We start from the raw sequence: 23,836 nt of genomic DNA on the forward strand, positions 1-23,836 counted from the left end.
TGTCGAGGGGGCATCATGCAACCGGAAGCCCGCCGTTCCATGTCTATAGGGTGTGGATGGTGTGGTGACGGGGGCCTGCTATTGATACGTCTGTGAAAGTCGAGGGGGACCTCAGCAGGCGAACGGAACAAGGAGCACGCGATGCACTGCGTGTGGGGGGATGACTCATGACGTCGACGCCGAGCGGCGGCCGGCAGAACTCTGACCCGTCTCAGACGACCCAGCTCAGGGTGCCGTCACAGACGACGACGGGCAGTTTCCGCAGAATCAAGAAGACGCTGCCGAGATACGACTACGAGCACTACAGCAGGCTCGCGGGTCCTCTCACCCAGCCCGATCCGCACAGGCCGTACAAGGTCAAGTACCGCTCGCTGATCTCGCAGGAGCCGCATCGCATCCGGGTCGCCCTGATGCTGATCGCCGCCCCCGTGCTGTCGCTGGTACTGCTCGCCTGGCTGCTGCAGCCCACCCACTGGACCGAACGCGAGAACCCGGTCTACGACTTCCTGCCCGCGCTCGACATAGTCATGCTCGTCTCGATCGGCCTGATCGAGTTCTTCCGCTGCATGAACGTGGTGTCGAACGCGCACGCCACGCTGGTCGCCCGCGACCCCATCCCGGTGGTGCCCGAGTCCGGCACCAGAGTGGCCTTCCTCACCTCCTTCGTGCCCGGCAAAGAGCCGCTGGAGATGGTGACGAAGACGCTGGAGGCCGCGGTGAAGATCCGCCACCGAGGCCTCATGCACGTCTGGCTCCTCGACGAGGGCGACGACCCCGAGGTGAAGGAAGTCTGTGCGCGCCTCGGTGTGCACCACTTCTCCCGCAAGGGCGTCGCGAAGTGGAACCAGAAGAAGGGCCCGCACCGCGCGAAGACCAAGCACGGCAACTACAACGCCTGGCTGGACGCGCACGGCGACAACTACGACTTCTTCGCCTCGGTCGACACCGACCACGTGCCGCTGCCCAACTACCTGGAGCGGATGCTCGGTTTCTTCCGCGACCCGGATGTCGGCTTCGTCATCGGCCCGCAGGTGTACGGCAACTACGACAACCCGATCACCAAGTCCGCCGAGTCGCAGCAGTTCCTGTTCCACGCGCTGATCCAGCGCGCGGGCAACCGCTACGGCTCGCCGATGTTCGTGGGCACCTCGAACGCCGTACGGATCACGGCGCTCAAGCAGATCGGCGGTCTGTACGACTCGATCACCGAGGACATGGCGACGGGCTTCGAGATCCACCGCCACAAGAACCCGGCGACGGGCAAGAAGTGGCGCTCGGTCTACACCCCCGACGTGCTCGCGGTCGGTGAGGGCCCCAACGCCTGGACGGACTTCTTCACCCAGCAGATGCGCTGGTCGCGAGGGACGTACGAGACGATCCTCAAGCAGTACTGGAAGGGCTGGTACTCGCTTCCGCCGAGCAAGCTCTTCAACTACACGATGATGATCATCTTCTACCCGATGTCGGCCCTCAACTGGATCCTGGCGGCGCTGAGCTGTGCGCTGTTCCTGGGCCTGGGCGCCTCGGGTGTGAACATCGACCCGGCGATCTGGCTGATGCTGTACGGCAACGCCTCGGCGCTGCAGATCGGCCTGTACGTCTGGAACCGCCGCCACAACATCTCTCCGCACGAGCCGGAGGGCTCCGGCGGTGTGGCCGGCATGATCATGTCCGCGCTGTCGGCGCCGCTCTACGCGAAGGCGCTGATCGACTCCGTACTGCGCCGCAAGAGCAAGTTCGTGGTCACCCCGAAGGGCGACTCGGCGAGCCCGGACACCTGGTTCGGGACCTTCCGTTACCACTGGTACTTCATCCTGATATTCGCCGGTTCGATCAGTGCCGGCTTCTACTACGGCAACTCGCACCCCGCGATGGTCATCTGGGCGTCGTTCGCGCTTCTGATCACCGCCTCGCCGATGTTCGCCTGGCGCTATCAGATGCGCCAGGACGCGAAGAAGCCGCCGGCCGGACCGCCGGAGCCGCAGCACGCGGTGACGACACCACAGCCTCTGCCCACCCAGCAAAGCGCCCCGCACGGACAGCACAAGCCGAGCTGGGCGGCGGACGGGGGCAGTGACCAGACAGTGCAAATCGCTCTTGGGGGACGCAAGAAATGAAAGACCGCTCCAGCCGCCACCGCCGCGCCCGCCGCATCGCGATAGGCGCGGCGGTGGTGGTGGCGCTGGCGGGGATGAACGGACCGGCGCTCTACCGCTTCGGTTCGGCCCAGTACCACGACTACAAGATCAACCGGCCCGAGTACAAGGCCGCGAACGGCAAGTGGGAGATCGTCGATTTTCCGGAGAAGTACCGGCTGAACACCATCCATGCCGCGCTTCTGCGCACCGGCAAGGTCCTGCTGATCGCGGGCTCGGGGAACAACCAGGACAACTTCGACGCGAAGAAGTTCGACACCCGTATCTGGGACCCGGTCAAGGGCACGATCAAGGACATCCCGACACCCAAGGACCTGTTCTGCACGGGCCACACCCAGCTCGCCAACGGCAATCTGCTGATCGCGGGCGGCACCAAGCGGTACGAGAAGCTCAAGGGTGACGTCACCAAGGCCGGCGGCCTGATGATCGTCCACAACGAGAACCCGGACAAGCCGATCACCATCCCCGCGGGCACCAAGTTCAAGGGCAAGGAGAACGGCAAGACCTTCGTGTCGAAGGACCCGGTCGTCGTCGAGCGCGCGAAGAAGACGTTCGACAAGGAGACCGGCGAGTTCACGGGCAACCAGCCGGGCCTGGGCCGTATCTACGTCGAGGCGCAGAAGCGCGGCGAAAGGTACGAGACCGGCACGGAGGACAACTACACGGTCCAGGGCCTGAAGGGCGCCGACGCCCGCAACACGTACGGCATCGCGCAGAAGCTGGCCCTCGACAAGAAGGACTTCCAGGGCATCAGGGACGCCTTCGAGTTCGACCCGGTGGCTGAGAAGTACATCAAGGTCGACCCGATGAAGGAGGCCCGCTGGTACCCGACGCTCACCACGCTGTCCGACGGCAAGATCCTCAGCCTCTCCGGCCTGGACGAGATCGGCCAGCTGGTGCCGGGCAAGAACGAGGTCTACGACCCGAAGACCAAGGAGTGGGAGTACACCGCGAAGGAGCGGCAGTTCCCGACGTACCCGGCGATCTCCCTGATGCAGAACGGCAAGCTGTTCTACTCGGGCGCGAACGCCGGCTACGGCCCGGACGACATCGGCCGTGACCCGGGCATCTGGGACCTGGAGACGAACAAGTTCGACAAGGTCTCCGGCATGTCCGACCCCAAGCTCCTGGAGACCGCGGGCACGGTGCTGCTGCCGCCCGCGCAGGACGAGAAGTACATGGTGATCGGCGGCGGCGGCGTCGGCGAGTCCAAGCAGTCCAGCAAGAAGACCCGCATCATCGATCTGCTGGCGGACGACCCGAAGTTCGTGGACGGCCCCGACCTGGACAAGGGCACCCGCTACCCGCAGTACTCGATCCTGCCCGACGACAACGTGCTGGTGTCCGGCGGCTCCGAGGACTACCGCGGGCGTGGCGACTCCAACATCCTCGAGGCGCGGCTCTACGACTCGAAGAAGAACGAGATGAAGCAGGTCGCCGACCCGCTCGTGGGCCGCAACTACCACTCGGGCTCGATCCTGCTGCCCGACGGCCGTGTGATGGTCTTCGGCTCCGACTCGCTCTACTCGGACAAGGCCAACACCAAGCCGGGCGAGTTCGAGCAGCGCATCGAGATCTACACGCCGCCGTACCTCTACGGAGACGCGCAGCCCACGCTCTCCGGCGGTCCGAAGACCATCAAGCGCGGCGAGTCGGCGACCTTCAAGTCCCAGCACGCCTCGTCCATCAAGACGGCCCGTCTGATCCGGCCGAGCGCCTCGACGCACGTCACCGACATCGACCAGCGGTCCATCGCCCTGGACCTGGAGAAGACGGACGACGGCATCGAGGTCACCGTCCCGAAGAACCGCAACCTCGTCCAGTCGGGCTGGTACATGCTGTTCGTGACGGACGACCAGGGCACCCCGAGCAAGGCCCAGTGGGTCAAGGTGCCGTAGTTCCCTGACCGCCCTGACGGTTACGTGACTGGGGGCGCCCTCCGCCAAGGAGGGCGCCCCCAGTCACGTACTGCCTGCTGCTACTGCTGGCTGGCCTTCGCCAGTTCCAGCGCGTACTCCGGCCACCATTCGCCCGCCTTCGGGCCCCCCTTGCAGGTGCCGTCGGACTCGCCGGGGCGCTTGACCCACAGGTAGGCGTCGACGAGGTCGTCGCCGGTCTTCGTCGTGGGCTCCTCGCCGAGCGCGCGGCCCGGCGGGTTGCACCAGTTCTCCGCGGGATCACCCTCGGTGTACGGGCCGTTGCCGTTGCGGCTGGTGTCGATCACGAACGGCTTGTTGCCGATCTTCGCCGACAGCTCCTTGCCGTACTTCGTGCTGTCCTCGGTGGTGAAGAAGTTCGACACGTTCACCGAGAAGCCGTCGGCCTGGTCGATGCCCGCCTTCTTGAGCGGGTCGTAGAGATCGCTGGGATTGCTGCCCGCATTGCCCGCGTCCAGATAGACCTTCGTGTTCTTCAGAGCCGTGAGCTTCTCGACCGCCCCCTTGAGGAGGTCGAGGCGCTCCTGATGGAACTCCTCTGCCGTGCAGCCGTCCACCACGTGCAGCAGAGCGTCCGGCTCCACGATCACCGTGGCGTTCCGGTCGCCGATGCCGCTGGCGACCTGGTCGATGAACGTCCGGTAGGCGTCGCCGTCCGCGGCGCCGCCCTGTGAGAACTGGCCGCAGTCGCGGTGCGGAATGTTGTAGAGGACGAGCAGCGCGTCCCGGTCGGCCTTCTCGGCCGCCTCGGTGAGACCGCGCGCCTCGTCCTCGGCCTTCTCCGGAATGATCCACTCGCCGGTGGGCTGCTCGGCGATCTTCTGGATCAGCTCGGCCTCCTCCTTCTTCCCTTCCTCCGTGAACGTGGCCACCTGCTCGGCCGCGGTCCCCTCGGGGTTGACCCAGTACGGGTCGTCGCCCTTGGGCTGCTGGCTGACCTGACCGGCCGACTCGTTCGAGTCGTCGCCGTCGTCCCCGGAGGAGGAACACCCCGCGAGCAGCAGCACTCCGGCCACCGCCACGGACGCTATGGCTCCGGCCCCCCTGCGCTCGTACATCCAACTCCCCCAATGAGTGCACTGTTCGAAGTACCAATCCTGACATACGTGTCTGTGCGGCAACGAGGGCGGCCGACCCCTTGTCGGACAGCTGTTACAGCGTCCGCCGTCGGCTCGGGTCCGGGCCTGAGCCCGGCCCCGGCGCCGGTCCCGCCCGCAACGTCACCGTAACTTCTCTAGGCCAAAGCACTCATCCGTTCTAGAGTCGTTCCGGACTTGGACATCTACGCTCCGAGACCTCCCGCGCCGACGCCGGGTTACTCCCGCAGCCCGTGCGCGCGTGGTCGAGGACCAGCCCGGCCGGCGGCTCAGGGGGAGCGGTCGTCGGCCGGGCCAGGTGCGTTGCTGCTCGTGAGATACGCCGAGACCACCACGTTCGCCGTGTACGTACGGCTGTCCGGGTCGAAGCTGCCGCCGCAGGTGATCAGCCGCAGCTCGGCGCGCCCCGACTGCCGTACCCCGTAAGCCTGTTGGGCATCGAAGCGGTCCCGCTCGATGACCTGTACGTCGTCCACGGTGAACTCGGCGACCGTGCCGTCGTCGCGGATCACCCGGACCTTCTCGCCCGGCCGCAGCTCGCTGAGGCGGTAGAAGACCGCGGGCCTGGACTCGGTGTCGACATGCCCCACGAGCAGCGCGGCGCCCTCCGCGCCGGGGCGCACACCGGCCCCGTACCACCCCACGGCCCTCGCGTGGGCATAGGGCGGTGCTTCAACCGCCCCTCGCGCATCGAGCCCGCGGGCCATCACAGGCGCCCGCACGCCCAGAGAGGGGATGACCAGCCGCCTCGGCCGCCCGTCCTCTCTCAACGGCTTTGCGGCGGGCGGCAGCCGGACACCGAGCGGCCGTCCCACCGCCGCCACGTCACCCGTGGTCGGCGCGTACGTCCCAGGGCGTACGTCGGTCGCCTCGCCGGCCCACAGCCACAGCCCGAGCAGCAGCACCGCCCAGACCAGGCCCGCCGTGAGGCGGCCGGCGCCGGAGGAACTCTCCCGGTCGGACATGTCCGGCCCTCACCTGCCGCGTCCCCGGCGCACACTGCGCACCGCCACGGCCACCGCTGCGGCACCGGCCAGGATCAGCCCGATCACGGTGTGCGGGGTGCCGGGCCCCTCCGCCGCCCGCTCCTGAACGGCGGAGGGCACAGTGGGCTTCCTCACGACGGTGAGGGTGCCCGTGGCCTTGTCAGTCTTGTCGGCCTTGTCAGCCGCGTACGAGGCGGGTGCGGTGGCGGAGGTGGGGACGGGGGTGAACTCGGGTGTGAGCGTGGCGGTGACCACGGCCGCTCCCATGGTCACGGCACAGAGAGTTAGTCGTAGCGACCCCATCGTGAACCTCCAGACAGCTGAAGACTCCTCTCCCGGGCGCGTGGACGCACGTGGGGAGAGGGCTCGACTGCTCCGTTCGGGTGCCGGCCGGACCGCACGTCCAGCCCCGTCCGGCACAGCCCCGATCTCACACTCGGTCGACGAGATCCGCGATCGAGTCGACGACCTTGGACGGGCGGTACGGGTACCGCTCGACGTCCTCGGGCGTGGTCAGCCCGGTCAGCACCAGGAACGTCATCATCCCGGCCTCGAGCCCGGCGAGTACGTCCGTGTCCATCCGGTCGCCGATCATCGCGCTGGTCTCGGAGTGCGCGCCGATGGCGTTGAGTCCCGTACGCATCATCAGCGGGTTCGGCTTGCCCGCGAAGTACGGCTTCTTGCCGGTCGCCTTGGTGATCAGCGCGGCGACGGCGCCGGTGGCGGGCAGCGGTCCCTCGGTGGACGGCCCGGTCTCGTCGGGGTTGGTGCAGATGAAACGGGCCCCGCCGTTGATCAGCCGGACCGCCTTGGTCATGGCCTCGAATGAATAAGTACGAGTCTCGCCGAGGACTACGTAGTCGGGCTCGTGGTCGGTGAGGACGTACCCGATGTCGTGCAGCGCCGTGGTCATGCCCGCCTCACCTATGACGTACGCGGTGCCGCCGGGCCGCTGGTCGTCCAGGAACTGGGCGGTGGCCAGGGCGGAGGTCCAGATGTTCTCGACGGGTACGTCCAGGCCCATGCGCTTGAGGCGGGCGTGCAGGTCGCGGGCGGTGTAGATGGAGTTGTTGGTGAGCACCAGGAAGGGCCGCTCGGACTCCTTGAGCTTCTTGATGAAGGCGTCGGCGCCGGGGATGGGCACGCCCTCGTGGATGAGTACACCGTCCATGTCGGTGAGCCACGATTCGATGGGCTTGCGCTCTGCCATGTCCCGGTCTCCTGACGTACGCGTGTACCGACGCCCCAGCGTAGCCACCGGCCGGATCATGGAGGAGGGGCGTCCCGCCCTGGGGACAGGGAACGGGGAGAGGGAAGCAGGACGGGGTTCGGGTCTCAGCGTCGGCGTCGGGCCAGGAGCACGGCACCGGCTCCGGCACCGACGAGCAGGAGCGTGCCGACCGCCCCCGCGACCAGTTCGCGCCGCGAGACGGGCCCGGTCCCGGCAAGCTTGTCGGCGAACGGCAGGCCTTTCTTCGGTACGGGTTCGGGGGTGGCCTCGCCTTCCGGGGTGGTCTTGCCCTTGGGCGTGGTCTCGTCCTGGGGCGTGCCCTCGTCGGCGATGCGGAACCGGTAGTCGTTCGACTGCCCCACCCAGTCGCCGTCGTCGTCATGGCGCTGTACGACGGCCGCGTTGGCGACGACATCGTTGGGCACGGCGTCGTCGGCGACAGCCAGCCGAACCTTGACGGACAGGGTCTTCCCCGACCCCACGGTGAATCCCGGGAACCCGTCACCGCCATCGCCGCCCTCGCCGAAGACCCCGATGTTCTCGTCCTTGTCGGTCCTCTCGAAGCGGACGGGATACGGTCGCGCCCCGGCGCCCTCACCCTCGTAGAACTCGAGCCGCACCTGCCCTCCCTTCAGGACCCGCTTCTGATCCACGAGCACGACGACGGGGTGGATGCTCCGGCAGGTCCCGTCGGTGGTGTTGGTGAGATCGAGATACCAGGTCCGGTAACCCCCTCCGGCCTCGTACACGGAGGGCCCTCCATGAATCCGAGTACGGACGGGAAACGCCCGACTGCCAGAGCCGGCCGAGCAGTTGGGTTCAGCGTCGAGGGCCTGCGCGGGCAAAGGGGCGAGGGCGGCGGCAGCCAGGGAGAAAAGCGGCAAATAGACACACAGTCGCATGAACATCGGAGTTTGCCAGGGGTAGGCGGGGTCGGAACGCCGGGAGACTCCTGGCGGACCCGTTCGGGGGGCGAGTTCAGCAGGTCGGCTCAGCGGGAGAGGTCAGTCCTCCGCCCGCCCGAACAACGGCGCCAGCAACAACTGAGCCGCCCCCTCAGCCACCCCCCACTCACCGCCGGAGGCAACCCGTACCGGCACAGGACTGCTCGCCCCCTCCCGCTGAGCCCGGGCATCGAGAACCGCCCCGACCCCTCGCACGAACCGCTCGGGCTCGGCGGCGACAATCCGCCCGCCCAGCAGCACAAGATCGATATCAAGCAGCCCCACGAGATTCGCGGCGCCGGCGCCCAGCACCCGAGCCGCCTCGTCCACATCCCCCCGAGCCACGGCCCCCAGGCACAACACCTCAATGCACCCACGGTCCCCGCACGAACACACCGGCCCGTCCAGCTGGATCACCTGATGCCCGAACTCCCCCGCCCCGGTATGCGCCCCCCGATGCACAGCACCACCCAGTACGAGCCCGGCCCCCAACCCCGTACCGAGATGCAGATACGCGAAGGACCCGACCTCGCCCTCGACCGCGAGCCCCAGCGCAGCGGCATTGGTGTCCTTGTCCAGTACGACCGGCATCCCCAGCCGCCGAGCCAAGGCATCGCGCAACGGAAACCCGTCCCACTCGGGGAACCCGGTCACCCGATGCAGCACCCCGTGGGTGTGGTCGAGCGGCCCGGGCATGGCGACCCCGACCCCGAGAACCGCCCCCAGCTCCCCGTCCACCCCTCCGACCAGCCCCTCGACCTCCCTCGCCGCCACCTCCACCACGGCCTCCGAGCCCGCCCCCAGATCCAGTGGCCCCCGGCGCTCCCCCACCACCGCCCCGGTCAGATCGACCAGTACCGCCCGCAGCTCGTCCCGTTCAAGATGCAGCCCCACCGCATGCCCGGCCTCCGGCACGAGGCGCAGCGACGTCCGCGGCTTGCCCCCCGTGGAGGCCTGCCGCCCCGCCTCCGCCACCAGCCCGTCGTCCCGCAACCGTGCGGTGATCTTGCTGACGGCCTGGGGAGTCAGCCCCGTACGCTCCGCGAGCTCAAGCCGGCTGATGCCCGCGCGCCCGGCGCTGCGCAGCAGATCGAGCATCAGCGCGGCGTTGTAGCCGCGCAGTGCGTACAGATTCGCGCCGCCTCCGCCATTGGTCCTGTTCACGAACCCATTGTCCCCCCGGCTTGCCCTTTAGCAACAGCGTTGCTTAAGTGGGTGCCATGGTGGAGAACATGACCGACATCCCCCCTGTCGCCCCCTTCCGTGTGGGCCTCGTCGGCTACGGCCTCGCGGGCTCCGTCTTCCACGCCCCGCTGATCGCCGCCACCGAGGGCCTCGCCCTCGACACGATCGTCACCGCGAACCCGGAGCGGCAGCAGCAGGCGAGGACCGAGTTCCCGGACGTACGGATCGCGGCGTCCCCCGACGAACTCTGGTCCCGCGCCGACGACTTGGACCTGATCGTCATCGCGTCCCCGAACAAGACGCACGTCCCGCTCGCCACCGCCGCCCTCGATGCGGGCCTCCCGGTCGTGGTCGACAAGCCGATCGCGGGCACGGCGGCGCAGGCCCGCGCGCTGGCCTCGTTGGCCGACGAACGCGGCCTGCTCCTCTCCGTCTTCCAGAACCGCCGCTGGGACCACGACTTCCTGACCCTCAGCAAGCTTCTCGCCGACGGCGAACTCGGCGACGTCTACCGCTTCGAGTCCCGCTTCGAACGCTGGCGTCCCCAACTCAAGGGCGGCTGGCGCGAGTCCGGCGATCCGGCAGAGGTCGGAGGTCTGCTGTACGACCTCGGCAGCCACGTGGTCGACCAGGCCCTGGTCCTCTTCGGCCCCGCGGCCTCGGTGTACGCGGAGTCGGACGTACGCCGCCCCGGCGCCGAGACGGACGACGACACGTTCATCGCGATCACGCACACGAACGGCGTCCGCTCCCACCTTTACGCCTCCGCCACCACCGCCCAACTCGGCCCACGCTTCCGGGTGCTGGGTTCGAAGGCCGGCTACGTGAAGTACGGCCTGGACCCGCAGGAAGACGCACTGCGCGAGGGTGAACGCCCAACGCCGGGCAAGGCCTGGGGAGTTGAGCCGGAGGACCTGTGGGGCCGCCTCGGCTCCGGCGAGTCCCCCCTGACCGGCGGCGGCCACCCCGTCCCGACCCTCCCGGGCGCGTACCCCGCCTACTACGCGGCCATCGCCGCCGCCCTCCGAGGCACCGGCGAGAACCCGGTCACCGCCCTGGAAGCGGCTGCCGCCCTCGACGTACTGGAAGCCGCGCGCCGCTCGGCCCGCGACGGAGTGGCGGTGACACTGTGACCCCCAAGGCACCCACCGACGTCCCCACCCTCGCCCCCAGCGTCACCGAACTCGAGGCACAGGAACGCCGGTTGACGCTCCCCCACTTCACCTACGACGACGCCTGGACCCTCGGCACGCTCCTCGTCGACCTGGCGCGGGAGCGGGGCGCCCCGGTCGCGATCGACATCACCCGCTCCGGCCAGCAGCTCTTCCACGCCGCCCTCCCCGGCTCCACCCCCGACAACGACGCCTGGATCGCCCGCAAACGCCGAGTCGTCGAGCGCTACGCCGCCTCCTCCCTCCTCGTCGGCACCCGCTTCCGCGCCAAGGGCACCACGTTCGAGGCCGACTCCCGCCTGGACCCGGACGTGTATGCCGCCCACGGGGGCGCCTTCCCGATCACGGTGGAGGGCGCGGGCGTCATCGGCACGGTGGTGGTGTCGGGGCTGCCGCAGCTGGAGGATCACGCGTTGGTGGTGGAGGCGTTGGAGCGATTCACCTCCGGATAAGGGGAGCGCCCCTTAGGGGCGCGGGGAACTGCGCGACCAGCCACAACGGACCCGCACCCGACAAACCACAGGAAGTTCCCCGCCCAACCCAGTGGAACGCCTACGCGTCCTTGAGCTCCTGCCGCTGCCTCCCCAACCCCTCGATCTCCAGCTCCACCACATCCCCCGCCCGCAAGAACGGCTTCGGCTCCGGCTGCCCCATCGCCACCCCCGCCGGCGTACCCGTATTGATGACGTCACCGGGATAAAGCGTCATGAACTGGCTTACGTAGCGCACCACTTCAGCAACGGGAAAGATCTGGTCGGCCGTGCTGCCGTCCTGCTTCAGCTCGCCGTTGACCCACAGCCTCAGCGACAGCTGCTGCGGATCCGGCACCTCGTCCGCCGTCACGAGCCACGGTCCGAGCGGGTTGAACGTCTCGCAGTTCTTGCCCTTGTCCCAGGTCCCGCCCCGCTCGATCTGGAAGGCGCGCTCGGAGACGTCGTGCGCCACCGCGTACCCGGCGACATGCGCGAGCGCCTCCTCGTGCGAGCCGAGATACCGCGCCGTACGCCCGATGACGACCGCCAGCTCGACCTCCCAGTCGGTCTTCTCCGACGTGCGCGGCACCAGCACCGTGTCGTACGGCCCGACGACCGTGTCCGCCGCCTTGAAGAAGATGACCGGCTCGGCGGGCGGCTCGGCGCCGGTCTCGGTGGCGTGGTCGTGGTAGTTGAGGCCGATGCAGACGACCTTGCCGATCCGGGCGAGCGGCGGCCCGACCCGCAGCCCCGCCGCGTCCAGCGCGGGCAGTTCCCCCGCCTCGGCCGCGCTCCGGATCCGGCCGAGCGCCGCGTCGTCGGCGAGCAGCGCCCCGTCGATGTCCGGGACGATGCCCGACAGATCCCGCAGGACCCCCTCGGCATCGAGCAGCGCGGGCCGCTCCGTCCCGGCCGTACCGACTCGCAGCAGCTTCATGAATCCCCATCTCCCTTGATCGCGGGCAGTCCGCCGATGGGTGCGGTCATGGGTGCAGGACGGCTGAACCCATCGGAGGACTGGTCGATCCTCCAAGCTGTACGGCCACTCCGCAATACCCGGTTCACGGGCTGGACTTTCACCCAGTGGCAGCCGCCAACGGCGAGGCCCCCGGCATGTCCCGGTACAGCACAGCCCGCTCGACCGCGCTCCACGTCGTACTGGTCACCACGTACAAGGCGGCGGCCAGCGGCACGAAGGCGACCGTGAAGAGCGTCATGAACGACATCAGCGGCATGAACTTCAGGACCGCCCCCATCCCCGGCACCTGCTGCTCACCACTCCCCGCGGCCGTCACCTGGGGGGTGGCCATCTGCCGCTTCGTACGCCGGTAGTTGAAGGTGGCGACGCAGGCGACGACCACGAACAGCCCGAGATAGACCAGCCCTCGCGCCCCGAACACCCCGCCGTCCCCCAGCGCGTCCATCCACCGTCCGCCGAGCGGCGCCGCGAGCAGCTTGTGGGCGAGCAGGGCGTTCGCCTCGCCGCCGATCGTCGAGTTGGAGAAGAGGTGGTAGAGCAGGAAGAAGGCCGGCAGCTGGAACAGACTCGGCAGACAGCCGGACAGCGGCGAGACCTTCTCCTTGGCGTGCAGCTCCATGACGGCCTTCTGGAGCTTCTCGGGGTTCTTCTTGTGCTTCTTCCGCAGCTCGGCGATCTGCGGCTGCAGCCGGGCGCGTTCCCGCTGCCCCCGCGCCGCGGCCCGCGACAAGGGGTGCACGAGGAGCCGTACGAACGCGGTGAACAACACGATCGCCGCAGCCGCCGCGGACGCCTGGAACAACGGCTCGAGGAGATCGGCCAGCCCTTCGACGAGGCTGGCGAAAACGGACATGAAAGCGGACATGGGTGAGCCCTCCGGGGTCTCGTCGTGCCGGGAGATGTACGTCGGCATGACGGCCCGCGAGAGGGCTTCGGGTGAGGTGCTGCCAGGTCCCCTACGCGGCCGTCAGGAGGAGACGGCCGGGTGCTCGAGGACGCGTACGCCCGGAGGCGTCGGGATCGCGTTGCGGCAGGAACGCCGTACGCCGCTCACGGTCGCGGATGGCCGTACGCACCCGCGTACGGGGCACGGCGGGCGCGAGCCGCGCGGAGATGACGGAGCAGACGGCGAGCGCGGACCCGGCCGCGGCGGTCGCGGCGAAGGCGACGGCGCCGACGAGGCTGCCGCTGTCGAGCAGCGCGATCTCGACGAGGACGAGGAGGAGGAAGAGGAAGGCGAGGGGCCGCAGCCTGGCGGTGACGGGCGTACCCATCAGCTGTCCTCCCTTCCTCACGACACGTGGTCACGCGTGCTGCCTCATCCTAACGGGGCCGCCGCATCGGGTTGGTCCGGTTGTCCGGTCAACGGGGCCGCATGGAGGCGAGCTTCCCCCAGACCACCAGCCGGTACTTGGAGGTGTACTCCGGGGTGCAGGTGGTGAGGGTGAGGTAGTAGCCGGGGTCGGAGTAGCCGTACCGCGGGTGGACGAGGCTGCGAGGGATCTCGCGGATCACTCCGCCGTCGCGCGGGGCGGTCTGCGGGAGGGTCCGGTCGACGACGTACGTATAACCGGCCGTACGGGTCTCGACCTCGATCCGGTCCCCTTCCCGCAGCCGGTTGATGTACCGGAAGGGCTCGCCGTGCGTGTTCCGGTGCCCCGCGAGCGCGAAGTTGCCGGCCTGGCCCGGCTGGGCGGTGTCCGGGTAGTGGCCGGCGTATCCCTTGTTGAGCACGTTCGGCTCGCTGATGCCTTCCGCGACGGGGACGCGGAGCCCGAGGCGGGGGATGGTGAGGATGGCGTAGGCCTGGTCCCAGCGGGGTTGCCGGGCGGGGACGGGGTTGGTCGGGGAGCCGGATCGCCGGCCGGCACGGGAGGAGCCGCCCGCACCGCTTGCACCGCTGGAGTCGCCGCCCGCTTCCGGAGGATCACCGTCACCGGTCACGGAAGGGCTGCTGCCCTCACCCTCCCCCCACTCCCTCTCCAGGGCCTGGACCTCCCTCTCGGCGCCCTCCCGGGCCTGCCGGTTGGTCCACCACAGCTGATGGACGACGAGGAGCATGAGGACGACACCGAGGGTGACGAGAAGCTCGGCCCCGTTCCAGAGAACGCGCGCCGCCAGGGCACGCCGCCGCAGGCTCCGCCGACTGGTGACGGGAACCCGCATGCGTACGCCTCCTGCCCCACGCCTCCTGCCTTCACTGCGGGCGCACGATAAGGGCTGCGGCCTCAACTCACCATCCCCATAAGCGCGATGAGAGCCTTGGCTTAGGCTCGCTGCTCATGAGTGCGTACTGGCTCCTGGCCCTGATCCCGTTCCTCGCCGGCCTCGCCCTGAGCGTGCAGCAGGGCATGCTGGCGGTCACCGAACGCTTCCTGCGCCGCGCCGCGCGCCGCGTCGAAGGCACGGTCACCGGCCAAGTGGCCTCCCGCGAGGCGACGTACGCCGCCCTCCACCCCGTCGTCCGCTGGACGGACGCCGACGGGATCGAGTACGAACGCGTCGTCCCCGACACGGTCAGTGCCCACCGCCTCCGCGAGGGCCTCCGCGTGCGCCTCCTCGTCATGCCGGGTGCTCCCGACACGGTGGCTCTGGACTCGCCGGACCGCTACAGGTCGGCGGTGTTCGGCATGTGGATGGGGGTGGTGCTGTGGGGCGGCACGCTGACTGCGGTACTTGTCCGCATCGCGACGCTGTTGCCCTCTTCCTGCTACCGCTACTGCTGAGCGGTCCTGGCCTGCACATCTCTCTTGCCCGCACATCCCTCTTGTTCGTACGGCGACGGCAGTACGGTGATCCCATGCGCCCCGACACGCCTGCCGAACACGTCGACCACAACGCCGAAGCAGCACGCCTGGAGCGGACCGCCGGCCTCTACCCCGAGGACGCCGAGCACCTGCTGCTGCAGGCCGCGGCCCACCTCGAACTGGCCGACGACCGCCCCCGAGCCAGCACCCTCTACGACCACCTGCTCTCCACCCCCGACTCCCTGGAGAACCCCCTCCTGGTACGCGCCCTGAAGGCGGCCAACCTCTGGGAGTACGGCCACGAGGCGGAAGCGAGAGCGATCATCGACGGCGTCCGCGCCGCGTCCCCCCGCGACCCGGCCCCCTGGGTGATCGTGGCGGAGGCCCTGGAGTCCCACGACGAGCTGGAGGCGGCACAGGAGACGTTCACGGAGGGCGCGACGCTGTTGCTGACCGACGTGACGGACCCCCCGTACGCCACCCACCCCCTGCTCTTCGGCCGCCACCGCGTCCGCCGCATGCTGGGCATGCCCCACGACGACTGGGACACCCGCGCGGACACCCTGCACAAGGCCCCGGTGTCCTTGGACGAACTCCACGACCCGAAGCGGGTGTGGTCCCTGGGCTCCGACAATCCGGCGGAACTCCAGGCGGAGATCGCCCGCCTCCAGTCGGAACTGACGACGGCCCGCGAGGCCCTGTCCCGCCCGTTCCCGGTGGCGATACTGCACTGGCCGGCGGACGAGCTCGCCGAACTGGTCGCCGCGTACCCGTCGTTGGGGTCGGAGTACCCGTCGCACGAGGAGCACCTGGCGACGATAGAGACGTCGCTGAGGGAGTTGGCGGCTTCGGGGACTGGGAACTTGGGGATCGTGCCGGGGACGGTGCCGTCTTACGAGGCGTTCGCGGCTTCGGAGCTGGCTTCGCCTGCTGACGCTTTGCTGCTGCCGCAGTATGCGACGACGTTGGCTGCGCGGGGGCGGGCTGTGGCTTGGCCGCCGGAGCGGGGTGGGGCCTGCTGGTGCGGCTCAGGCCGGACGTACGAGGGGTGCCACGGAGGCGGCGCCTGACAGGGAGGATGAGGATCTCGAGACGGGCCAAGAGCTGGGCCAAGAGGCCCCGTTGAGCATGTGATCGACACTGCTAGATTCGTCCGCCATGCGCTCACGTGAGTTCGACCTCGACTTCCGCGACCGGGCCAGTCGCACACGCTCCTGGGGCATCGCCCTGCTGTCCCTCGCGGCGCTCCTGTGGACATGGTGTTTCGTGCTGCTGCTCACGCCGTACGAGGTCGCCGAGGAGCCCGACGACCAATTCCCCCACGAGTGCGAATCACGGTTGTTCACGGATCGCGGTACGGCCAACGAGGGCCTACTCAGGGGGGATTGGTGCCAGAACGAACGTGACTGGCCCGAGGCCCTGGCCGTACTCGGCCTGTCCATCCCGGTGTCGATCGTCGGCGTGGCCCTCTTCACGAACGGCAGCGTGTCCCTCCGAATGAGCGCCCACGCCCAGGCAATGCGCGAGCTGGACAGGCTGGCCGACGCACGGAAGACCCAGGGCGTGTCTGACAAATGATCTCTGCGAAGCTTCGGTGTCCGATGCTGTAGGAGGGGTCATGGGGATCGAGCTGGAACTGCACTCAGGGCGACCCGCACGAAAGAGGTCGTCCAGGGACACCTTGCTACGGGGCTCTTACGAGCATGGTGAAGCGTTGGCGAGGGCGTTGAGCGTCCTCGATCGGCATGGCTCGGGCAAGCTCGGCTGGGTAGACCCGTACGGCGACACGCTGTTCAACGAACAGGAAGCCCAAGTCGCCCGCCAGGAGGTCACCGCCCTGACACAGAGGTGTACCGACGACCAGCAGACAGCGGCTCTGCTCGACCTTGCCGAGCTTCTCGACGAGTGTGCGGCGACGCCGGGCAGCTACGTGTGGTTCATGGGTGACTAGCCGTGCTTGATCATTGATCTTGTGGTTGACCGGGGCGAGTTGAGTGATACGGCCCCTGAACTCTCTCTGTCATCAGCCTTGGGTGAGACGCCACGGATGGCTAAAACCCCTTCGTCCGGTCGAAGTCTGTGATGTTGAGCTTGACGTTGGTGTCCTTGAGCGTCGTGAACATCTCGCCCGTCGTCGTCTGGCCGGGCTGCACGTCGGCAACGAATTCGGTTGAGTTGGCCACCCGGGTTCCGTTGGGGGCAACGGCCTCCCAGTCCCAGGTGTAGTTGGACTTCTCCGAGCTGTTGTTCTTGATCGTCCAGGTGACCCAGATATTGGTGAGCCCGGCTTGGGAACGGTCGTCGAGCTTGAAGCTGACCAAGTCCTTGCGCTCACTAGCCTGCGGATCTTCCCTGCCGCCTTGCGGATCTTCGCCCTGCTCGGGCTGCTGCTCTTGCGTCTGCGTCGGTTCAGTGGGAGCCGGAGTCGACTCATCATCGCCAGCGCCACAGCCTCCGAGTGCCAGACCGCCAGCGGCTACAAGTGCTACAAACGTTGCCGCAATCCCTCGTCGCTTCATGATGTACCCCTGTATGGTGCTACCACCATATGTACACCCATTTGAGAAGGTTCTGTTGGGACCCCTCGGTCGGGGAGCCTGCCAGCAGGTAAGGCATAGAGCCACGTAAAGGCCATACATGACGGCGGTCACTCCAACAACAAGATCGATTGCCGGAGTCTGCAGATCGATGCCGTGCTGGGTTCCACGGCGATGACTGGGGCAACGCCGCGAGCGCGGACCTGCTCCCGCTGACGGGGGCTCAATAGCAACCACACCGCAACTTGGCGCAAAGACGCCCCCCCTCTACCGCGCTTCCTCCTTGCGGAACCCCAGATCGGCAATGGCATGATCCATACATGACAAACGCTAGCGAGATAGCCCCCGGGGACGTTGTCACGAGAGCCCAAATCCGTGAGGTGTTTGGTGGGAGTGCGCAGGGAGGGATCTGCCCCTCCCGTGAAATGCAGAGCGTGAACCTATTTTCCGACCCCTCCGTGGGCGAGAAATTAGGTTACTACGATGGGTGGCTTGCTGAAGAAGACGACCTGGGCCCGATCTTCGAATACACCGGAGCTGGCATGTCAGGGCATCAAACTTTTGAAGGGGTCGCAGGAAATGGGAATAGGGCGATCCTGAAGCACGCCGAGCAAGATCGCACACTGAGGGCATTTACACAGGTTGGCAAAATACCTGGGAGTGGCACGAAGACCCATAAATATCTTGGTGAATTCTCACTCGATCGACTACTGCCCTACGTTTGGCGCCAAGTACACGGTGCTGACGGCCGCGATCGGAATGTGGTGGTTTTTCGACTGAGGCCGGATGGTGAGGTCCAGCGTTCCGAAAAAGATGTGATCCCACCGGCCGAGGAAACCACAGCAGAGCTCGTGCCCTTTACAGTGGTCACAGCGGCAATGCTTCAATCCACTCCCGCAACAAGTGGCGCCTTGTCGCAGTCAAAGCAGCGAAGGAAGAAGCTAAGTTCGCGAAGCAAGTCCGCCAATGCCGCAACTACCGGAACATTTGTCGTAACAGAAGCCTTTAATACGAGAATGAGCCTTCGGTCCGCCACGGCCTCTTTTATTGCCGTACGACGCGAAGCAGAGTTAACCCAGGCATACAAGGATTACCTTGAGTCTCTAGGGCACACGGTCGGCGCTTTTCAAATCAAAGTCAGAGGCTTGAGCTCGACGCTTCGAACTGACTTATATGACGCGACGGATCACATACTTTACGAAGTCAAAGGTGCGAGCGCCCGCGAGGATGTAAGAATGGCCCTCGGGCAGCTTCTGGACTACAGCCGGTATGTGAGCACAGAAGCAAATTCCGGATCCCCCAAGCGGATCATACTCCTACCCTCCGCGCCTGACACAGACATGTACGACCTTTGCAAGATGTACGAGGTCGGGATAATTCATCGTTCAGAAAGCGGACATTTTACTGTCGGCTCAGATTCCTTGGAGGATTCTAGGGTTTCTCTAGCGCCTTAGTCTGACGCTTAGCTTGAGCTGGTGGCCAACGGCGGACGGATGTACCCAAAGGAGTAGCGCCTGAGTAAGGCACAAGATCTAGGGGGTTCATCCACGCATCCGAGAAGTGAATATTGAGGTGTAGCGCAAGGGACAGTAAGATGTCCTGGTCGGGTATTGCGTCGATCTGCAGAAGCGATGCCCCTAGATCGGGAGACCTATCAATACGTCCGTTTACCGCGCTCTGCCATTGCAGCTGCCCCTTGCCAAGCACCCAGACACTATCTGGCCATTCAACGAGATCTCGATTGCTACACCATTTCGCGAGGTGCCCACCGACAGTCTCCAGTTTTAGACTGTCGAAAGCAATAACGATCCCAGATGTGGGGAAGAAGTCGTGCACTTTCCCGTACGCCGAGGTAGATCTCGGAATTAATCCGGGTGTTGGGCGATAAGCGTTTTTCGGCAGCCGTCGCACCTTGCTGATCTTATTGCAGGCGTCTACGAGTTGCTCGCCGTCCAACTTGGTCTTCACCTCAATCACCCCATACACACACTCATTAGGGATGATCCGGTAACCATTCAAAGTAGTGAAAGAGGGCGTTCCACGGTCAATTAGTACGATGTCACACTGGGGAGAAGTTTCTCCGGTCACAGTCACGATTTCCGCATTGTGTACCGCTTCGACATGAGGCGGTAGATATCCCGCAAGGAAGTCGCGAATAATTAATTCGCGCGACGTACCAGCCTCGCCGTTGTGATTGAAGTTCTTGGATTGCTCAAAATCGGCTCGCATTCTCTTTGCGACTGAGCTGAGGATCTTTCCAAGCTTCTCCTGAGTCATGCCAAGATCGTAGGTCATCTGGCGTAGCGTCGTGGCAGAACTGCTACTGGCGTTCCCGAAACAGCCGGCGCTCAGCCCGCCCACCCTGCGCGTACATCATGAAGGTGCCTACCGGCTCAGTCCCTCCATGGCTAGGTGTCAGTGGCAGCTGTTACAACCGACACGTTGCTGTAAGTGAGTCGAGGGAGCCAGCGTGACCCAGCCAGGGGATTTGTCACAGCCCGTCGCGGGCGTGTATGAGGAGCTCATCACGCTGCGGTGCGAGCAGAAGTTGAAGGAGCTCGCGGACCTCGGGTGGCAGCCGATCAGCGATGCAGTGGGAGCCGAATCAGTTCCGCATGTCCTGGCGCGGTATGTCGCCCAGACGGTACGCCGTGTGCTGCTGGGCCTACCGGCCGAGGAGCGGGTATACGCGGCCAACCACATCCTGGAGTCGGTCAGCACGCTCGAAGGCGCACAGGAGTGGGTGGATCTGGTCGCAGACGGACCCCGTCAACTCCTTGCGCTGACACGGCAGGAGGCTCCCGGCGTCTTCGCCGTACGACCAGGTATCCCACTCTCCGACACTGCGCTCATCACCAACGCGCCAGAAGACCCCAGCCTCGGCTTCGAGTTGCGGGCCGAACTCGTCACCGCAGACCGCGTCGATCTGCTCTGCGCCTTCGTGAAGTGGCACGGCCTGCGCATCATCGAACAGTCCTTGCAGGCAGCTCATGCGCGAGACGTGCCCATACGCGTCATCACTACGACGTATATCGGCGCGACCGAGCGACGCGCGCTGGATCGGTTGGTGCAGGAGTTCAACGCCGAGGTCAAGGTCAACTACGAGACACGGTCGACGCGGCTGCATGCGAAGGCGTGGCTGTTCCGTCGGAAGAGTGGTTACGACACGGCGTACGTCGGCAGCTCCAACCTCTCCAAGGCTGCACTGCTCGATGGCCTGGAGTGGAACGTTCGGCTGTCTTCCATCGCGACGCCTGACGTACTGCGGAAGTTCGAGGCGACCTTCGAGGCGTACTGGAGCGATCCGTCCTTCGAGTTGTACGACCCCGAGGCTGACGGCAGCCGTCTACAGGAGGCGTTGGCGATCGCCGGAGGTGTCTCCTCGACGTCCGCGGCGGAGCGCAGGATCACGTTGTCCGGCCTTGAGGTACGGCCCTATCCGCACCAGCGCGACATGTTGGAGCGGCTGGAAGTCGAGCGTGAGGTCCACGACCGGCATCGGAATCTGTTGGTGGCGGCGACCGGTACCGGCAAGACGGTGATGGCGGGACTCGATTACAAGCAGCTGCGTAAGAAACACGGCCGAGACCTGCGGCTGCTGTTCGTGGCTCACCGCAAGGAAATATTGCAACAGTCCCTGCGGACCTACCAAGACGTCTTGGTAGACCCAAACTTCGGCGAATCTCTCCACAGCGGAGAGATCCCGGAGCGCTGGACACATGTCTTCGCCAGTGTCCAGTCGCTGAACGCTCGGGCGTTGGACCGGCTCGCTCCTGATCACTTCGATGTGATTGTGATCGACGAGTTCCACCATGGAACCTCACCGACGTATCGCAAGATCCTCGACCACTTCAAGCCGCTGGAGCTGCTGGGTCTGACCGCCACTCCCGAGCGCATGGACGGCAAGAACATCCAGGACGAGTTCTTCGATGGTCGGATCGCCGCCGAAATGCGGCTGTGGGAAGCCCTGGAAAACGAACTCCTCAGTCCGTTCCACTACTTCGGCATCAGCGACAACACCGACCTGAGCACTGTGGAATGGAAGCGAGGAGCATACGACGCAAATGCCCTGAACGATGCGCTGTCCGAAAATGGACCGCGTGCTCGACTGGTTGTGAAGGCCGTTGAGGAGAAGGTCGCCGAGCCAGCCGCCATGCGGGCGCTGGGGTTTTGCGTGTCGGTCGTACACGCGCACTTCATGGCGGAGACCTTCCGCACCGCCGGCCTCAACGCCATTGCTCTGTCCGGCAAGACCCCAGCTGACCAACGTGAGCAGGCACTCGCTGACCTCAAGTCAGGAGCACTGCAAATCATCTTCTCGGTCGACCTCTTCAACGAGGGGCTCGACATCCCAGACGTCGACACCTTGCTCCTGCTCCGACCCACGTCCAGCGCGACTGTGTTCCTCCAGCAGCTCGGCCGCGGCCTCCGTCACACCGAGGACAAGGCCGTCCTGACCGTGCTGGACTTCATTGGCCAGCATCGCAAGGAGTTCCGTTTCGAGAACCAGTTCCGCGCTCTGACGAATCTGACCCGTAAGAGGCTCCTGGACCACATTGAGCATGACTTCCCACAACTGCCGTCCGGCTGCGAGATCCTCCTTGAGGAGAAGGCCAAGAAGACCATCATCGCCAACATCAAGGAGCAGATCGGTGTCAACGTCACGGCGTTGACGCGCGAGGTAGCCGACTACGCCGAACCGGAGCTCAGCCGCTATCTCCATGAGAGTGGCCGTGAGCTCAAAGAGCTCTACAAAGGCAATGGCAACTCATGGACTGGACTGCTCCGCCGTTCTGGCCTGTTGAAGGGTGAGTCGCCGGAAGGTGAAGCCGCGCTCCTCAAGCGCGTTCCCGCCTTCCTCCACGTGGACGACCCGCTTCGGGTAGCGGCGTACACAAGGATGTTGGAAGACGACGCCCCTCCGTACAACGCGCTCGACGAGCAGGGACAGGCCTATGCCCGCATGCTCTTCTTCCAACTGTGGCCGCTCGGTGGCGTCACCCGCAAGGGCTTCGCGAACTACGACGCCGGATTTGCAACGCTGCGCAAGCAGCACGCCGTACGCAGTGAGCTACGCCAGGTACTGGAGTACAACCTCGCCCACACCGAGCACGTCCCGATCCCGCTCCTCGGGATTGGCGACCAAAACGGTGTCCCGCTCACTGTGCACGCCTCGTACAGTCGCGAAGAGATCCTCCCCGCCCTTGGCCAGTCCTACATCGGCGGCTTCATGCCGGGCGACTTCCGCGAGGGTGTGAAGTGGTGCGAGTCGCACAAGACCGATGCTCTCCTCATCACGCTAGAGAAGGATGAGAAAGACTTCTCTCCGCAGACCCGCTATCACGACTACGCACAAAGCGAGACCGTCTTCCATTGGGAGTCCCAGAACCAGACGTCGGAAACCTCCCCGACCGGCCTCCGCTACCAGCGCCACGCCGCTGAGGGCAGTCACGTCCTGCTCTTCGTACGCCGTTACAAGAGCACTGATATCGGAGGAGCTCAGCCGTGGATGCTGCTCGGTCCGGCCGAGTACGACGGCCACACGGGGAGCAAGCCGATGGCGATCACGTGGAAGCTGAAGCACGAGATCCCAGCGGATGTCTGGACGTACTCGGCGATCGTGGCGGGGTGACTCTCACACTGATTCGCCCGCGAGGCCGACTTCAGCCTCGAAGTGCATCTGGGCCCGGTCGAGCGCTTCATCCGCATCGCGGCCGTGCGCCCGAAGCCAGTGCAGGAGGTCGGCGATTGCATCGATCGCTGCCTCCTCTGCCGTAGCCGAATTCAGCCGACTTGGGCCTGCCGTCGTGTGCAGCGGCATTGCCACCCGATAGAGATCGAGCACTTCTTCGGCTCTTGCTACACGAGGACTTCCGCTGTGCCCGTTGGGCGCAGTCAGGTTGGTGGAAAGCTCACACCACGTCACCTTTCGATCAGCCAGAAGCTGGACGCCCCAGCGGTCGACGACGGCGTCGATGAGTGACATACCCCGTCCTGCCTCGGCATCGAGGTCCGGACCGAGGAGCGTCGGAAGGGCTCGTGAGTCGGGGTCGTGGACCTCGATACGTAGATGAGTGCCGTTCATAGAGACGGCGAGGGTGGTCGGAGTGCCGGGACCAACGTGCGTGATGACATTGGACACGAGCTCGCTGACGCAGAGTTGGGCTGCGTCGATGACCTCGTGCAAACCCCACAGCCCCAGGTGCAACTTCATGATGCGGCGCAGGCCTGAGACTTCCTCGGGCTCGGCCGCGAAGGGGAGGTCCCACGGTTTCCTCGGCAAGCCGACGGTGCAGTCCATCGTTCAACTCCTCGGGCGTAATGTCGAGTTGCGGTACGCAATCGACTACACACTGAGGGTTGCATTGGAACTCTCAAAATGGAACTCTCAT

At 66.1% G+C, this 23,836-nt stretch carries 23 protein-coding genes; 10 read left to right on the top strand and 13 right to left on the bottom strand.

Annotation, left to right across the window (positions count from 1 at the left end; translation table 11 throughout):
- The first annotated feature begins 167 nt into the window (after positions 1-167).
- Both IEZ21_RS02550 and glxA read left to right on the top strand, forming a co-directional pair.
- Entirely contained in the window at positions 168-2,117 is a 1,950-nt protein-coding gene (locus IEZ21_RS02550) for a glycosyltransferase family 2 protein (protein WP_189320217.1), read from the top strand.
- Positions 2,114-4,054, top strand: coding sequence for a radical copper oxidase GlxA (gene glxA, locus IEZ21_RS02555; protein WP_189320218.1), 1,941 nt, complete (start codon positions 2,114-2,116; stop codon positions 4,052-4,054). Before IEZ21_RS02550 ends, glxA begins: the two co-directional genes overlap by 4 nt.
- Before the next feature lie 80 nt (positions 4,055-4,134).
- On the opposite strand, the gene IEZ21_RS02560 is transcribed toward glxA, so the two are convergent.
- The 6 genes from IEZ21_RS02560 to IEZ21_RS02585 all read right to left on the bottom strand — a co-directional run bounded on the left by IEZ21_RS02560 (position 4,135) and on the right by IEZ21_RS02585 (position 9,449).
- Positions 4,135-5,151 carry a glycoside hydrolase family 6 protein gene (locus tag IEZ21_RS02560; protein ID WP_189320219.1) on the bottom strand — a complete coding sequence of 339 codons (1,017 nt, stop codon included), beginning with the start codon at positions 5,149-5,151 and terminating at the stop codon, positions 4,135-4,137.
- Positions 5,152-5,459: 308 nt separating this feature from the next.
- Positions 5,460-6,155 carry a class F sortase gene (locus IEZ21_RS02565; protein WP_189320220.1) on the bottom strand — a complete coding sequence of 232 codons (696 nt, stop codon included), beginning with the start codon at positions 6,153-6,155 and terminating at the stop codon, positions 5,460-5,462.
- Positions 6,156-6,164: 9 nt separating this feature from the next.
- Complete coding sequence (locus tag IEZ21_RS02570) at positions 6,165-6,449, bottom strand: hypothetical protein (protein WP_189320397.1); 285 nt, start codon at positions 6,447-6,449, stop codon at positions 6,165-6,167.
- 157 nt (positions 6,450-6,606) lie between these two features.
- Complete coding sequence (locus IEZ21_RS02575) at positions 6,607-7,386, bottom strand: HAD-IIA family hydrolase (protein ID WP_033328890.1); 780 nt, start codon at positions 7,384-7,386, stop codon at positions 6,607-6,609.
- 125 nt (positions 7,387-7,511) lie between these two features.
- Positions 7,512-8,156 carry a hypothetical protein gene (locus IEZ21_RS02580; protein ID WP_308429601.1) on the bottom strand — a complete coding sequence of 215 codons (645 nt, stop codon included), beginning with the start codon at positions 8,154-8,156 and terminating at the stop codon, positions 7,512-7,514.
- A 255-nt stretch (positions 8,157-8,411) separates the two neighbouring features.
- On the bottom strand, positions 8,412-9,449 hold the full coding sequence (locus IEZ21_RS02585) for an ROK family transcriptional regulator (RefSeq protein ID WP_189320385.1): 1,038 nt from the start codon (positions 9,447-9,449) through the stop codon (positions 8,412-8,414).
- A 134-nt stretch (positions 9,450-9,583) separates the two neighbouring features.
- Here IEZ21_RS02585 and IEZ21_RS02590 point away from each other — a divergent pair, with 134 nt between their 5' ends.
- Both IEZ21_RS02590 and IEZ21_RS02595 read left to right on the top strand, forming a co-directional pair.
- Positions 9,584-10,669, top strand: coding sequence for a Gfo/Idh/MocA family oxidoreductase (locus IEZ21_RS02590; RefSeq protein WP_189320222.1), 1,086 nt, complete (start codon positions 9,584-9,586; stop codon positions 10,667-10,669).
- On the top strand, positions 10,666-11,160 hold the full coding sequence (locus tag IEZ21_RS02595) for a heme-degrading domain-containing protein (protein ID WP_189320223.1): 495 nt from the start codon (positions 10,666-10,668) through the stop codon (positions 11,158-11,160). Before IEZ21_RS02590 ends, IEZ21_RS02595 begins: the two co-directional genes overlap by 4 nt.
- A gap of 100 nt (positions 11,161-11,260) precedes the next feature.
- Here IEZ21_RS02595 and IEZ21_RS02600 read toward each other — a convergent pair whose 3' ends face one another.
- The 4 genes from IEZ21_RS02600 to IEZ21_RS02615 all read right to left on the bottom strand — a co-directional run bounded on the left by IEZ21_RS02600 (position 11,261) and on the right by IEZ21_RS02615 (position 14,326).
- Entirely contained in the window at positions 11,261-12,118 is an 858-nt protein-coding gene (locus tag IEZ21_RS02600) for a fumarylacetoacetate hydrolase family protein (RefSeq protein WP_189320224.1), read from the bottom strand.
- Between the two features lie 139 nt (positions 12,119-12,257).
- Positions 12,258-13,025 carry a YidC/Oxa1 family membrane protein insertase gene (locus IEZ21_RS02605; RefSeq protein ID WP_189320386.1) on the bottom strand — a complete coding sequence of 256 codons (768 nt, stop codon included), beginning with the start codon at positions 13,023-13,025 and terminating at the stop codon, positions 12,258-12,260.
- A 91-nt stretch (positions 13,026-13,116) separates the two neighbouring features.
- Positions 13,117-13,434, bottom strand: coding sequence for a DUF6412 domain-containing protein (locus IEZ21_RS02610; protein WP_189320225.1), 318 nt, complete (start codon positions 13,432-13,434; stop codon positions 13,117-13,119).
- 88 nt (positions 13,435-13,522) lie between these two features.
- Positions 13,523-14,326, bottom strand: a complete 804-nt coding sequence (locus IEZ21_RS02615; protein ID WP_189320226.1) for a class E sortase — start codon at positions 14,324-14,326, stop codon at positions 13,523-13,525.
- Positions 14,327-14,442: 116 nt separating this feature from the next.
- On the opposite strand from IEZ21_RS02615, the gene IEZ21_RS02620 reads away from it, so the two are divergent.
- The 4 genes from IEZ21_RS02620 to IEZ21_RS02635 all read left to right on the top strand — a co-directional run bounded on the left by IEZ21_RS02620 (position 14,443) and on the right by IEZ21_RS02635 (position 16,858).
- Complete coding sequence (locus IEZ21_RS02620; protein ID WP_189320227.1) at positions 14,443-14,886, top strand: DUF3592 domain-containing protein; 444 nt, start codon at positions 14,443-14,445, stop codon at positions 14,884-14,886.
- Between the two features lie 74 nt (positions 14,887-14,960).
- Positions 14,961-15,977, top strand: a complete 1,017-nt coding sequence (locus tag IEZ21_RS02625; RefSeq protein WP_189320228.1) for an SEC-C domain-containing protein — start codon at positions 14,961-14,963, stop codon at positions 15,975-15,977.
- Between the two features lie 88 nt (positions 15,978-16,065).
- On the top strand, positions 16,066-16,485 hold the full coding sequence (locus IEZ21_RS02630; RefSeq protein ID WP_189320229.1) for a hypothetical protein: 420 nt from the start codon (positions 16,066-16,068) through the stop codon (positions 16,483-16,485).
- Positions 16,486-16,525: 40 nt separating this feature from the next.
- Entirely contained in the window at positions 16,526-16,858 is a 333-nt protein-coding gene (locus IEZ21_RS02635) for a hypothetical protein (protein ID WP_189320230.1), read from the top strand.
- A gap of 100 nt (positions 16,859-16,958) precedes the next feature.
- Here IEZ21_RS02635 and IEZ21_RS02640 read toward each other — a convergent pair whose 3' ends face one another.
- Positions 16,959-17,426 carry a hypothetical protein gene (locus tag IEZ21_RS02640; RefSeq protein WP_189320231.1) on the bottom strand — a complete coding sequence of 156 codons (468 nt, stop codon included), beginning with the start codon at positions 17,424-17,426 and terminating at the stop codon, positions 16,959-16,961.
- 338 nt (positions 17,427-17,764) lie between these two features.
- On the opposite strand from IEZ21_RS02640, the gene IEZ21_RS02645 reads away from it, so the two are divergent.
- The gene (locus IEZ21_RS02645; RefSeq protein ID WP_189320232.1) at positions 17,765-18,898 is read left to right on the top strand and encodes an SRA domain-containing endonuclease; all 1,134 of its coding nucleotides are present in this window, start codon (positions 17,765-17,767) and stop codon (positions 18,896-18,898) included.
- On the opposite strand, the gene IEZ21_RS02650 is transcribed toward IEZ21_RS02645, so the two are convergent.
- On the bottom strand, positions 18,876-19,721 hold the full coding sequence (locus IEZ21_RS02650) for a DUF6602 domain-containing protein (RefSeq protein WP_189320233.1): 846 nt from the start codon (positions 19,719-19,721) through the stop codon (positions 18,876-18,878). The two genes, IEZ21_RS02645 and IEZ21_RS02650, sit on opposite strands and share 23 nt — an antisense overlap.
- A 193-nt stretch (positions 19,722-19,914) precedes the next feature.
- Here IEZ21_RS02650 and IEZ21_RS02655 point away from each other — a divergent pair, with 193 nt between their 5' ends.
- Positions 19,915-23,076, top strand: coding sequence for a DEAD/DEAH box helicase (locus tag IEZ21_RS02655; protein WP_189320234.1), 3,162 nt, complete (start codon positions 19,915-19,917; stop codon positions 23,074-23,076).
- 3 nt (positions 23,077-23,079) lie between these two features.
- Here IEZ21_RS02655 and IEZ21_RS02660 read toward each other — a convergent pair whose 3' ends face one another.
- Complete coding sequence (locus IEZ21_RS02660) at positions 23,080-23,745, bottom strand: ATP-binding protein (protein ID WP_189320235.1); 666 nt, start codon at positions 23,743-23,745, stop codon at positions 23,080-23,082.
- Positions 23,746-23,836 lie beyond the last annotated feature (91 nt).

Source organism: Streptomyces flaveus, from assembly GCF_014647675.1.
GTDB lineage: Bacteria > Actinomycetota > Actinomycetes > Streptomycetales > Streptomycetaceae > Streptomyces > Streptomyces flaveus.